The 13,189-nt window shown below is 45.1% G+C and carries 8 protein-coding genes; 2 read left to right on the forward strand and 6 right to left on the reverse strand.

Annotation, left to right across the window (positions count from 1 at the left end; translation table 11 throughout):
* Positions 1-15: 15 nt before the first annotated feature.
* From NIAKO_RS12900 to NIAKO_RS12920, 5 genes are all read right to left on the reverse strand, one after another.
* Positions 16-3,048, reverse strand: coding sequence for a TonB-dependent receptor domain-containing protein (locus NIAKO_RS12900; protein WP_014218872.1), 3,033 nt, complete (start codon positions 3,046-3,048; stop codon positions 16-18).
* A 26-nt stretch (positions 3,049-3,074) separates the two neighbouring features.
* Positions 3,075-4,112, reverse strand: coding sequence for a FecR family protein (locus NIAKO_RS12905; RefSeq protein WP_014218873.1), 1,038 nt, complete (start codon positions 4,110-4,112; stop codon positions 3,075-3,077).
* An 88-nt stretch (positions 4,113-4,200) separates the two neighbouring features.
* Entirely contained in the window at positions 4,201-4,761 is a 561-nt protein-coding gene (locus NIAKO_RS12910) for an RNA polymerase sigma-70 factor (RefSeq protein ID WP_014218874.1), read from the reverse strand.
* A 754-nt stretch (positions 4,762-5,515) separates the two neighbouring features.
* Positions 5,516-5,857 (reverse strand): helix-turn-helix domain-containing protein, encoded by a 342-nt coding sequence (locus tag NIAKO_RS12915; RefSeq protein ID WP_014218876.1) that lies wholly within the window; start codon positions 5,855-5,857, stop codon positions 5,516-5,518.
* A 1,040-nt stretch (positions 5,858-6,897) separates the two neighbouring features.
* A complete protein-coding gene (locus tag NIAKO_RS12920) occupies positions 6,898-7,152 on the reverse strand; it encodes a hypothetical protein (RefSeq protein WP_014218877.1) in 255 nt (84 codons plus the stop codon).
* A 563-nt stretch (positions 7,153-7,715) separates the two neighbouring features.
* Between NIAKO_RS12920 and NIAKO_RS12925 the strand changes: the two genes are divergently transcribed.
* The gene (locus tag NIAKO_RS12925; protein WP_014218878.1) at positions 7,716-9,458 is read left to right on the forward strand and encodes a GMC family oxidoreductase; all 1,743 of its coding nucleotides are present in this window, start codon (positions 7,716-7,718) and stop codon (positions 9,456-9,458) included.
* A gap of 13 nt (positions 9,459-9,471) precedes the next feature.
* Positions 9,472-10,176, forward strand: coding sequence for a gluconate 2-dehydrogenase subunit 3 family protein (locus tag NIAKO_RS12930; protein ID WP_014218879.1), 705 nt, complete (start codon positions 9,472-9,474; stop codon positions 10,174-10,176).
* 72 nt (positions 10,177-10,248) lie between these two features.
* On the opposite strand, the gene NIAKO_RS36670 is transcribed toward NIAKO_RS12930, so the two are convergent.
* Positions 10,249-13,047, reverse strand: coding sequence for a PAS domain S-box protein (locus NIAKO_RS36670; protein ID WP_014218880.1), 2,799 nt, complete (start codon positions 13,045-13,047; stop codon positions 10,249-10,251).
* Between the last annotated feature and the right edge of the window lie 142 nt (positions 13,048-13,189).

The raw sequence follows: 13,189 nt of genomic DNA on the forward strand, positions 1-13,189 counted from the left end.
TACCGGTTCAGACAGTTAAAAGTTGGCAGACAGGCTAACATAATAATACCCGCCGTTCATCCCAAACTGGGTAGCGTTGCGGCTGTACACAAAGCGCCCGTCGGAAGTATTACCATAGTAAATATTCGTTTTGTCGCCCGTGCCATCCCGGAACCATTTCAGTTTATCGGGATATACATCAAATAAATTATTAGCACCAATGGTTACGCGCACCTGTGGCAGAATGCTGTAACTGATGCTGGCGTCTGTTACCACTTTGGGGTCATAGGTTTCATCTAGCCGGGGATCGGCATTCAGCGACGATACCTTGCCAAAACGGGTTGCCCGCGCCAGCAGGCCAAATTTTTTATACTGGTAATTGGCCGACAGCGATACTTTATTTTTCGGATTGGCCTTTTCTACCCGCGATTGTTCGGCCCGGTCAAAGTAAAAGTAATTACCTACCGAATCAGGCTTGGCAGGGATCTTATCAGTGCCTTTTATTTTTTGAATTTTTGTTTCATTGAAATTAGCGGCCAGTGTTATATCCAGGTTACCGGTATTAATCTGCGGACTAACCGAAAAGATGATGTCAACCCCCTGGGTTTTTGTATCAACAAAATTGGCGAATGCCTGCACCACCTGTACATCGGTGCCAATGCCTGCATTGTTCAACACCTGGTCAACTATAGAGGTGCCGGCAGTTGTTCTTTTAAATGGCCCTGCCAGTAAAATGCGGTTTTTGATATCTATGCGATAGGCATCGACGGTAAGGGAAGTATTACGGCCGGGTTTGGCTGTGATACCCAGGCTGTAGTTAACGGAGGTTTCTTCTTTCAGATCAGGAATACCCAACGCTTTGGCAATAGGATCGCTGTTACGCACCGTTAAGGTATTACTGGGCGTAAGCGTACCATTTATCAACTGAAACTGCGTGCTGGTATTGTTAAAGAAGTACTGGTGAATAGAAGGCGCCCTGAAGCCGTTGCTGATGGCCCCGCGAATAGCCAATGCATCCAGTATTTTATACCGCAAGGCCAGTTTGCCAGCCAGGGCGCTGCCAAAATCACTGTAGTGTTCAAAGCGGCCGGCTACATTTACCAGGAACTTTTCGGTGATGTCTGATTCCACATCCACATAAGTGCTCAACACATTGCGGTTCTCATTCACGGCATTGGCGGGTTGATACCCCGGGAAAACCTGCGCGCCCCCGGCTTTACCACCATTAGGGTCATAGTTCTTCCACGACTCTTCCTGGCCCGGTGATATCTTGAACATGTCAACCCGCATTTCGGCGCCAAGGGCTACGTTAAACGACGACAGATTAAGCTGTGAACCGAAATCTTTTGAAAAATCGACATTGGTAGTGCTTTGCTGAAAGGCAAGCTTACCGCAATAAAAAGAGGTGGGTGACGCATCGCCCATACTGGCGTTGTTTGAATTGGTTACATCAAACCGGAACTGGTTGCCCCCATAGGTAGAACTTACATCCCAGTTCCAGGCGCCGGCAGTTTTTCCCTTAAAGCCCGCCATCAGGGAGCGATCCTGGATCTCAGAACCTATATAAGGCAAAAAGCCCCGGGGATACAGATCGGCCACCACCTGGGTAGTTTGTTTGGGGTACCGGTAAAACCCAGCCGCTTTCCCTTTGCGGTAACTGTACATGCCCATTGCATAGAATTTACTTTTGGTTGAAATGGGAAGTTCCAGGTTGGCTTCGCCATAAGCATTCAGTTGTCTTGAATTGCCGATAAACATATTATTACTTCTGTCCCAGCCGCCTTTTTGAGCGATCATGGCATCGTCTATGGTGGCGTTGGCATTGTATACGGTGCCCAGGTAATTCCCGGCCCGGTTGGTAGGGTTACGATGGCGTACTTCACCGGTAAGGTTCAACACCCCGCCTTTTTTACCCAGCTTGAAACCTTCGTTAATGCCTAATTGCAAATTGGCGCCATCACCGGCATATTGTTGCCCGGCATGCGCAAATACCTGTGTGCCGGTTTTCTTTTTCAGCACTACGTTTATAACCCCGGCAATGGCGTCTGAACCGTATTGGGAAGCGGCGCCATCCCGTAATACTTCTATGCGTTCAATACTACTGGCAGGAATGGCGTTCAGATCGGTGCCTACACTCCCCTTGCCTACTGTTCCATTGATATTCACTAACGCCTGGTTATACCGGCGTTTGCCATTCACCAGTACCAGTACCTGGTCGGGTCCCAGGCCCCGTAAACTGGCCGGGTCAATATGATCAGTACCATCGGCTACAGTTTGGTGGTTCGAGACAAAACTTGGCGCGGTGTACTGGATCTGTTGAGTGGGTTCTATTTGTCCGGTTGCCAACAGGTCTTTGCTTGAAATAACATCAACCGGTACGGGCGACTCCACATTGCTCCTGGGCCGTAACGACCGCGAACCAACCACTACTGTAGTTAACTCAGCTATCGCATCTTCCAGTCTTATAGTCAACTGATGTTGCCCGCCAATTGTTATTTCCTGGGTTTTAAAACCAATGTAGGAAACAACCAGTACATCGCCTTCATCGGCATTGATGGTAAAAACGCCATTGGCGTTGGTGGAGGTGCCGCCGCCTTTGTTTCTTACAACAATGCTCACACCCGATAACGGATCTCCTTTTGCATTGGTTATTTTGCCGGTGATGGGAACCGGTTCTATAGCCGGCGGGTTATTGTCTGTTTCTGCTGTTGCCTTATCGGGTAGCTGCCGTTTCAGGATCACTTTATCGCCTGCTACTTCATAATCAAGATGCAGGTAACTGCTGAGTTCATTTAATACTACTGATAATTTCTCTTTTGATTTACTGATGGTGACCAACCGGCTGCTTTGGATCAGCTTCGGACTAAACACAAATGTGATCTTTGTTTGCTCTTCTATTTTGTTCAATACATACTCCAGCTTTTTTTCTTTAATGTTCAAGGTTACTTCGCGGTCCAGTACGTCCTGGTTATGGCCTGGTGCTGCCTGTAATGAAACAGCGAAAAGCGCCATCAGCAGCAATTGCCTGGCGGCATGCTTAATGGCATTGATTAGGAAGGCTTTTTTCATTGATTGTGTGTTAATGATTTAATCAGTTAATCTTTCACAGTACTGCCGGTGATAATCACCTGGCCGTCGGTCTGTTCGTAGGTGGATTCTATGGCTTTACAAAGGAGATTGATGCGGTCGAAAAAACTTTCGTTGGTAAAAGCGCCGGTGAAGGAACAATGGCTCATCTGTTCTTCATCATAAATGATGGTGATGCCGTAGGCTTTTTGAAGCGCCATCAACACTTCAGTGGCCGGAGCATCGGTAAAAGCAAATGGGATATTGTTTTTATTTACAGGAATATTGATCACCTGTGGCAGGGCGGTGACGGACCGGGTAAAGCTGGCCTGTTGCCGGTTGAACAGTAGCTGCTGATTGGGGGTAATTATAGTCGCATTTACTTTAGCCAGTTCCTGTTCGTGTGCGCCGTTCTTTCGTTTATACACCGTTACTTTACCTGTATGCACCTGTACCTGGATGGTATTGTCGTTCGGAAAGGCCTTTACATCAAAGCTGGTGCCCAGTACCTTTGTAACCACTTCGCTGGTATATACAAAGAAAGGCCGGGTGGCATCTTTGGCTACCTGAAAAAAGGCGCTCCCTTCCAGGTATACTTCCCGTTTATCGGTATCAAAATGTTTTGCATAGGAGATTGTAGAGGCCGGCTCCAGCAGGATATAACTGCCGTCTTCCAGGTTTATACGTTGGGGTATAGTGGTGCGGTTAACGGTTTCAGCTAACTGATCTTTCTGCCGGCTTGTTTCATAAGACATTGTTGAGGCCGCATTAAAAAACACCAGCCAGCCGCTAATTACCAAACATATTATAACAGCTGCGGCAGCGAAGTAAATCAGGCGCTTCATTCTTTTTGAACGATATACTACAACGGGTTCCGCCAGGTTGCCTTCTTTTTCAATAAATACCCACATTTCTTGCTCTATGTTATCTAGTTCGGATTGTTGCAGCGATGGCAGCTCATTATTATAAAGTAATTCATACCAATGGTCGATCATTGATCTTTCTGCTGCAGTGGCAGATCCACTGGTATAACGTATTAATAATTCCCTGAATGCTACGCGGTCCATTACCATTGGGTTTTATCCGGTTTTCAGTTATAGACAGGCAACCGGCAGCATCCCCTAAAAAGGTGAATAAAAACAGCAGCGTTTATGATTATAGCGCTATATCAAGATATTCTTTCAGGTATAACCGCAATGTCTTGAGCGATTGAGTAATATGGTATTCCACTGCTTTTTCAGAGATGTTCAGGCTGGTAGCTATTTCGCGAATGGTTAAATGCCCGAAGCGGCTGAGGCGAAAAACCGTTCTTGTTTTTTCCGGTAATAAAGCAATGGCTTTTTCAATGGCCTGTGATAGTTCGTGAAAAGTAAGTGCAGATTCTGTGCCCTGGCAAGTAGCTGAGCCGGTGTGTACAACATGCTGAAGATATTTCTTATGCACCATCGTTGCTTCTATATAATTAACGACACTGTTTTTGATGGCAGTTTTTAAATAACCTTGCAGATGAATGATATGGATGGAATGACGTTTTTCCCAAATACGTAGAAAGATCGTTTGCACCAGTTCTTTAGCAGTTTCCCTGCTGCCCAGCCGGTGCCAGGCTGCGTCGAAGATGAGTTTCCAGTAGCGGGTATAGATCTCCTTAAAAGCCTGTTCATTATTGGCCCTTAATAGTTGCAGCAGTTTCTCATCAGTTAGTACCCGCAGGTCCATAAACTAATTTCTGATATTGCGATTTTGAGATTTTGCGATTTCTTGAGGTGCAGTTGTTTTATAAATCTCAAAATCCCGGAATCAAAAAATCTCTAAATTCCTAAGATGCTTACCTATAGTGCCCTTACTGGACAGAAAAGGCAGTACAAGCAAGCCACTGTTAAAAACCTTCTATAATAGATCAAGAAAGGCCAATTAGAAAGTAAAAACCAAATATGTAAAATGAATCCGGGCGCCGGCTATGCCGGGGTTATATCCTGGTCATTGGGTGAAAGCCGGGAGCGACTCGTCCTTCATCCCTGCATTTATGAGCGGGTGTTTTTACTGACCCTCCTGCAAATATCTTTCACCACGTTCATAAACGCTTCCGGCAACCCGGATCATCATTCTATAGCCAAATGTTGTAAAGAGCTCATCAGAAGAAGTAGTGCGGCACTTATATTCGTTTAGCCTGGGGCGATAAATTTGCTTTGAGGGCTTATTATAGAGCTCCCAAGAAAATAAGTTTAGTGCCGCAGCTACTTCCTGCTGATTGTGTATGTATTGAAAACCGTCCTTGTGTCAAATATCTACATGCAATATACGAAGATTCATTTCTTGTATTTGCACAATTTCAATTTTTATATTCACAAAATAACATGTGCCATACTGTTATATTCATATAAGGAACTGCTTTTGCCATCCTGTATGGCAAAATGCTTCTTACAAAGTGATCTTCACTTTGCGCAGCAAGGGCTATATCGTAATTGTTGCTTTATCCATGCAGCCCGTTCCGCCATTCGGTGGGCGATTTACTGTATATTTTTTTAAACATTGTACTGAAACTCCCCATGCTTTTATATCCTACAAGTATTGAGATCTCTTTTACACTCTTCTCGGTTTGCTCCAGCAACTCTTTTGCTTTCTCCATTCGTAATAATATCCGGTAATCGTCTATACTAACCCCAAACAGCTGCTTGAATCCGAATTGCAATTTGGTACGGTTGAGTTGTGTTTGTGCACTCAGGTCATTGATAGTAATGTGATATCTCCTGTTTCTGGTTAATAAATCTTTTGCGAGCCTGATCCTTTCAATGTCCTCTTTTTTCAATTTCATAAGAAAAGGTTTATAGCAAATAACAAAAGTTGTTGACCCTGTCCCCTTACCTACAGCTCACGTAAATAAAGCAGTTGCTTCAGCAGGTGGTACATGACTTGCTGAATACATGGGTTACTGAATTGCTATTAAACAATAATTAACTGTATGGCATCTGCCGTATACCGGTAGAGCCATTGTTGAAACGTGGGAGTTGTTGCTATCCGTTTTATTGCGTGTTCATTGAGACGGGCTATCTGCTAGCGGTCATTTTTGCTGCCAGGTTACCATCGTGATGAAAGGAACCATTCGGGCACATATTCAGTACTCCGTTTACACACACGGTGCCGGCCGAACGGGTTGGCCGGCCGGCGAACTGCGTTCAGGTGATGCAGACTTACCAATTGTTTTGAAATCTTTTTCCTGTACGGATCTACTGAATCTGAAAAATAAGTGAAGGCACACCAAAGATGCCCGCAGGCATGTGAGATAAATAAAAGAGATAAAAAGATAAGAAGTGGCGTAAATAATAGAATCCTGTCCATTAGATAAGGTTTGTGCATCGGCTACATTACTCGCCTCACCATTTCTTTCTCACTTCGCTGATTAGTGTTGCCAAAACAAAAATAGGAAGTCTTTTTGAATGTTGATTTTGAAAAATAAATTTTTAGACACTGTTAGTGACTAACATACAGGTTAACCATTAAGGATAGACCGGTGCCACCTGCTTCATTACCGCATTATAAACTATTTCTTAATAAATTATCATTTACTGGTTTCTGTTATATATCGGTAAAATAAATATTAACAGTAACTAAAGGTGAATTGACTATTTAACAAGTTTGTGTGAAAAGAAGCTGGTAAGGCGGATAAAGTAGCAAGTTGACGGAGTTGATATAGTTGACAAGTTAACTGGTTGACAGGGTTGATAGAGTTGACGGAGTTAGTATACAGAAGTAACAACCCACTCCCCCTAATGGGGGAGGCCGGGAGGGGGCCAGGGGCCCAAAAAAAAAGTCGCTCCCATTCAGAAGCGACTTGCTGTGATTATTTAAAACTAATTAATTCTGGATTGGTCGAAAGTAAAAACCCTCTTCATTTAAAATATGAGATGCGGGTACAAAACTCATCAACGACTGGCGTACCATATCTTCTGCTGCCATCTGATAACGTGTCCCAACTTCAGGATTCTTAACGGCAAATTTCCAACTCTGAATCTTAAGCAGGGCAATCTTGCTGGCATGTGCAATATGATATTCCAGTATCATGAATTTCTCGGCCAGGTAATCCGTTTCGTTTTGGATGTATGGGGTCATAGGGATATGTGATTATAGGTTTTTTCAGAATAAATGGACATCTGTCTAACGTATTTAGGTACGTAAAATTGCGTGAATAAAACATAATTTCTGCAGCCCTTCAACCAATTTTTTCATAAATAAGGGTTTATCTATACCAGCTGCTACTAATATTTGAAATAAAAATCCAGTTTATTGAATTTTATTCAATGAAACATGGGTAATGGTATATAATATTTAATAATGCAGGTCTTTAAACGTAGGCTTTACATTAATCAGGGTAAATAGGTAAAAACCATTGCTTTGCCTTAAACTGCCGCCAAAAGGTTATTAATTTAAACAGGCGCGAGCCCTCTCTGCGCTCTGCCCTGTGCCTTTTGCCTTGCTCTTTCAGCCTTTGGCTTTAGGCCCTCAGCCTTGTTGCAGGAAACTGCGTCCGCCCTTTTAATGGTTTATTTGCACAGCATGCTACTATTTCAACCACATATAAAAAAGCGATTGCAAATAATTGGTAAAGATTGCTAAACCTTTACATTTATGATTCTAAACCAACCATCTTTCATTTATAAAATTTAGTTACTCTTATGGGGGATCTTCAGGTAAAAAAAAATGCCAGGCAATATGATGCCATCATCGTAGGCTCGGGTGCCGGTGGCGGCATGGCGGCTTACGTGCTGTCACATGCAGGGTTGAAAGTTTGTTTGATTGAAGCCGGACCAATGTATGATCCAAGGAAAAATGTAACACAGTTCAAGAACCCGTGGGAATCACCCCGTCGTGGCGCCAGTACCAAATTCAGACCATTTGGTGACTTCGATGCCTGCTACTGGGGTTGGGAAATTGATGGCGAACCCTACACCCATGCCGAGAATACCAAATGGGAATGGTGGCGCGCCCGCATGATCGGCGGCCGTACCAATCACTGGGGACGGATCTCCCTCCGCTTCGGCCCAAAAGATTTTAAACGGCACAGCATCGATGGAATGGGTGATGACTGGCCGATTGGTTATGATGATGTAAAACCTTATTACGATAAAGTTGACAGGCTTATTGGTGTGTTTGGCAGCAATGAAGGCCTTGAAAATGATCCCGATGGTATTTTCCTGCCTCCGCCCAAACCCCGCTTGCATGAGCTGATGATTAAAAAAGCAGCAAGTGGTGTCGGCGTTCCGGTAATTCCTTCCCGCCTTTCGATCCTTACCAAAAAGATCAATGATTCCCGAGGTGAGTGTATCTTCTGCGGACAGTGTAACCGGGCCTGCTCCATTGCATATGCCGACTTCTCTTCTTCTTCCGTTTTGGTAAAACCTGCGCTCGAAACCGGTAATGTAGATGTGATCACCAACGCCATGGCGCGTGAAGTGCTTACTAATAACGAAGGGCTTGCTACAGGTGTATCTTATGTAAATAAAATGGACCTGCAGGAATACCAGGTAATGGGCCGTACGGTGATTTTGGCAGCCAGCGCCTGCGAATCGGCGCGTTTGCTGCTGAATTCAAAATCGGCTCGCTATCCTACCGGACTGGCCAACAGCAGTGGTGTGGTTGGTAAATATCTGCACGACTCCACTGGCGCCGATATGGGTGGCGTATTGCCCGAACTGTTCGATCGCAAACGCTATAATGAAGATGGTGTGGGCGGTGCGCATATTTATTCCCCATGGTTTGGCGATAATAAAAAGCTCGATTTCCCCCGCGGTTATCATATTGAATACTGGGGTGGCTTTGGCCAGCCTGCTTATGGTTTTGGTAACAGTGTGCAGGCCCTCAATGGCAGGTTTGAGGTAAAAGGAAAACAAAAACAACCCGGTGGCTATGGTTCATCATTGAAAGAAGATATGCGATTCTTCTACGGCGCCCGCGTGGGTATGGCCGGCCGCGGTGAAGCCCTGGCGGTGAAAGAAAATCTTTGTGAGATTGATCCTAAAGTAGTTGATAAATATGGTATCCCGGTTTTACGCTTTAAAGTAGAGCCGCACAAATACGATATTTTACAGGCTAAACACATGAAGGAGACCTTCAAAGAGATCATGCATGCCATGGGCGCTATTATCACTTACGGTGGTGATGACGATGAAAAAAACAATTACGGTTTGCATGCTCCCGGCAATATCATTCACGAAGCCGGCACGGTGCGGATGGGTAACGACCCCAGGGAATCGGTATTGAACAAATACAACCAGGCGCATGATGTTAAAAACCTGTTTTGTGTAGATGGCGGCCCGTTTGTATCACAGGCCGATAAAAACATTACCTGGACCATTCTCGCGCTTTCTATGCGTGCTTCGGAATATATCATTGATGAAATGAAGAAGAAGAACCTGTAAAAATTAACTAATTATGGACAGAAGAAAATCCTTAAAAGCTATAGCAGTAGGTACCCTGTCGGCCGGTGTGTTGCTGGATGCCTGCAAAACCGATAATAAAAAAGAAGAGGCTGCCAAAAGCACCGAGCCTTCCGGTGAATTTACCTTAGACCGTGCCGAAGAAGAAAAAGAACGGGAAAAGGAAATAACGTCAAAGACGTTTTTTAACCAGCATGAAATGGCTACCATTACGGTACTGGCCGACATCATCATCCCCAAAGATGAAGTAAGCGGCAGCGCCTCCGAAGCCAAAGTGCCTGATTTTATTGAATACATTGTAAAAGATAAACCTGAACACCAGGTCCCCATGCGGGGTGGTTTGCGCTGGTTGGATGTACAAAGCCTGAAGCGTTTCAATAAATCGTTTATTGAATGCGATCATGGCCAGCAGATAAACATTGTTGATGATATTGCTTATCCCGAAATCGTATATAATGAAAATGGGAAAGAAATAACCAAAGGTAAAAAAGCGAAACCCGATATGGGCCCGGGCATTGCCTTCTTTAGCCTGATGCGCGATTTAACCTGTTCCGGTTTTTATACCAGCGAAATCGGCGTAAAAGATGTTGGCTATGCCGGTAATACGCCTAATAAATGGAATGGCGTTCCGGATGATGTATTGAAGCAATATGGATTGGCATATAGTGAGAAAGAAATGAAGGAATGTGCCAAGTACTAGGTTATTAAGTTATTAGGTTATTGGGTTCAAAAACTCAATAACCTAATAACCTACGAACCTATGAACTTCGGCCTATTTAACCGGTATGAAGAAGTAAAAAGTAGCACCTTCCCCTGCCCCGCTTTCCGCTCTCATAAAACCATGGTGGTTCTCTACAATCTTTTTACAAATTGCCAAACCAATACCGGAGCCGCTGTATTCATTGCGGCCGTGTAATCGCTGGAACAGTTCAAAGATCTTCTCTGCATATTCCTGTTCAAATCCAATCCCATTGTCGGCAATTTTAAAACGGAAATAATCCTTGCCCGGGAGGGCAGCCTTTTCATTCAGTTCACTCCCTTTTACATAAGTTGCGGTAATTTCAATCACCGGCGTCACATCCTCCCGCGAATACTTCAGGGAATTGCTTATCAGGTTCGATAAAAGCTGTCTGAACTGGAAAGGAATGATGGTCAGGGTAGGCAGATGTGCCGCTATGATAGTTGCTTTCTTTTCCTCGATCCGGTGCGCCAGTTCTTTTTTTACTTCATCCAGCAATATATTCAGATCGGTCAGTTCAAAATTCTTGCGCGCGGTGGTAGTGCGGGAAAACTCCAGCAATGAGTCAATAAGGTTTTGCATGCGTATGGCCGCTTTCACCATACGTTCAAAGTAATCCTTACTGGTGTCGCTTAAGTTTGCCACATCGCGGGCCTGTATCAGGTTGCCAAAAGCCTGTATCTTTCTTAATGGTTCCTGCAGGTCATGACTGGCCACATAACTGAACGACGACAATTCGCTGTTGCTGCGTTCCAGCTCCCGGTTCTTTTGCTCCAGTTGCTCGGCATATATTTTCAACTGGTCCTCGTTCTGCTTTTGTTTGGTGAGATCGCGGGTTACCTTTGAAAAACCAATGATGTCGTTTTTGTCATTATGAAGGGCAGTAAGCACCGTATTTGCCCAAAAGGTAGACCCATCCTTACGTACCCGCCATCCTTCATAGGTTGATTTCCCATTCTCCTTTGCCTCCGCTATCAGCTTCTCCGCCAGGTTATGCTGCTGGTCACTATACGTATAAAAAAGCCTGAAGTGCATGCCGATGATCTCATCGGCGGTATACCCTTTTATTTTTTCGGCCCCTTTATTCCAGTTTTCGATATAGCCGTCCTTGCTCAGCAGGATAATGGAATAATCTTCCACCTCGTTGGTCATGCGTAAATAACGTTCTTCACTCTGGCGCAGCTCTTCGTGCCGCAGTTCCAGCTGCTGGTTCATTTCTTTTAACTCACGCGTAGTTTCTTCCAGCGCTTTGTTCTTGTGCGAAATTTCATGCGTTCTTTCCGTTACGCGGTTCTCCAGTTCAAGGTGAATGTTCTTTACGTCATCAATATCGGTACAGGTGCCAAACCATTTAATGATCTGGCCACGGTCGTTCTTGATGGGCCGGGCGCGCACCAGGAACCACCGGTAAACGGGTGCCGGGTATTTTACCCGGAAGCGGAATTCAATTTCCAGTGACTCCCCAGTTCTTACCACCTCATGCCACGACTCTAAACACCGTTCCCTGTCATCGGGGTGAACATGCACAATAAAGCTCTCGTCGCCAAACTGGTTTTCATCACCTATCAGCAGGTACCATTGTTTGTTGTAGTAATCTACATAACCATCGGCATTGGCTGTCCATACGATCTGGGGCATGGAATCTGCCAGCTGGCGGAATCTTTTTTCACTTTCGCGAACGGCGTCTTCGGCCAGCTTACGGTTGTCGATGTCCACTACCGAACCAATGAATCCTTCAAACACACCTTTTTTATCAAACATGGGCGAACCTGAATCGAGGATCCAGCGGTAATTGCCATCGGCTCCCCTGATGCGGTATTCAAAATTAAAAGGCACCTGGTGGGCATTCGCTTCTTCAAAACAGCTTGTCATTAACGCTATATCATCCGGGTGCACTACCGAAAGCCAGCCCCGCCCCAGGGTTTTTTCGGGCGTTTGCCCGGTATAGTCGTACCATTTCTGGTTTACGTAGGTGCAATAACCGTCTGAACGGGTGATCCACAACATTATGGGCACCGTATCGGCCAGGCGGCGGAAATAATGTTCGCTGTTTTCCATCCGCTTTCTTTCCAGTACTATCTCGGTCACTTCACGGCCTACCAGCATTACGCCGGTACAGGCGCCATCGGATTCCAGCAATGGATAAAACAGGATGTTGAAATAGGCCGTTACCTGGCCCCCATTACGTTCTACGCGCAACGGCAGGCCGTTCTCAATGTGCGGCTTTCCTGTTTGTATTACCTGGTTTATTAGTTCTTCCGCCCGTTGCCCCTTGAGTTCTGGATTTACTTCGAATAACGACCGGCCGGTTATTTCACTCATGTCTTTACCGGCGATCTGTAAAAACGAGTTATTGGCCAGCTCAATGCGGTAATCCGGCATCCGCAGGGTTAAAATGCCGATGGGCAACCGCAATAAAATATCGTAGATCTTTTTTTGAGCAGCCTGCTGTATAGCGATGTTTTCAGTGGCGGTAACCAGCATGCCACCAATTTCCCCGCTTTCCAAAGGAATGGGAATGCAGGAAAATGTATAGGTCACCGGCTCTGAATGCCCTCCCCGGTTTATGAAAAGCTGGATATCTGAAATTGTTATTGACCGGCCCTGCATCACCTGGTCAAAGGCGGGGCCTAACTGGTCCCAGTTACCGGCAAAAACTGTTTGCACCGGGAACTCAAACGCTTCCAGGGGGTGTTCAATACCAAGAAGCGGTTGACACGCATCGTTATAGTACATGGTCCCTGAAGGTCCCCAGGCAATGAACATGGGAACGTGTGATTGGCATATGATATTGAATACAAACTCCTTTTTATCCAGGACATTCACCTCCATACAATACTTAAATTTTGAACACTGGTTGCAGGAGTTGAAAGTAATTGATATTCGTGAATTGGAATAAAATTTTTATGTGACCGTCATTAGTATCCGGGCATTAAAAAAAATAGCCACCCGTAGGTAGCTATTTTATATGCTA

The organism is Niastella koreensis GR20-10 (genome assembly GCF_000246855.1).
Taxonomy (GTDB): Bacteria; Bacteroidota; Bacteroidia; order Chitinophagales; family Chitinophagaceae; genus Niastella; species Niastella koreensis.

Bases quoted from the DNA above. Each gene is read 5' to 3' on its own strand.
- NIAKO_RS12925 (WP_014218878.1), top strand. From the start codon at position 7,716: ATGGGGGATCTTCAGGTAAAAAAAAATGCCAGGCAATATGATGCCATC.
- NIAKO_RS36670 (WP_014218880.1), bottom strand. From the start codon at position 13,047: ATGGAGGTGAATGTCCTGGATAAAAAGGAGTTTGTATTCAATATCATA.
- NIAKO_RS12915 (WP_014218876.1), bottom strand. From the start codon at position 5,857: ATGAAATTGAAAAAAGAGGACATTGAAAGGATCAGGCTCGCAAAAGAT.
- NIAKO_RS12930 (WP_014218879.1), top strand. From the start codon at position 9,472: ATGGACAGAAGAAAATCCTTAAAAGCTATAGCAGTAGGTACCCTGTCG.
- NIAKO_RS12920 (WP_014218877.1), bottom strand. From the start codon at position 7,152: ATGACCCCATACATCCAAAACGAAACGGATTACCTGGCCGAGAAATTC.
- NIAKO_RS12910 (WP_014218874.1), bottom strand. From the start codon at position 4,761: ATGGACCTGCGGGTACTAACTGATGAGAAACTGCTGCAACTATTAAGG.
- NIAKO_RS12900 (WP_014218872.1), bottom strand. From the start codon at position 3,048: ATGAAAAAAGCCTTCCTAATCAATGCCATTAAGCATGCCGCCAGGCAA.
- NIAKO_RS12905 (WP_014218873.1), bottom strand. From the start codon at position 4,112: ATGGACCGCGTAGCATTCAGGGAATTATTAATACGTTATACCAGTGGA.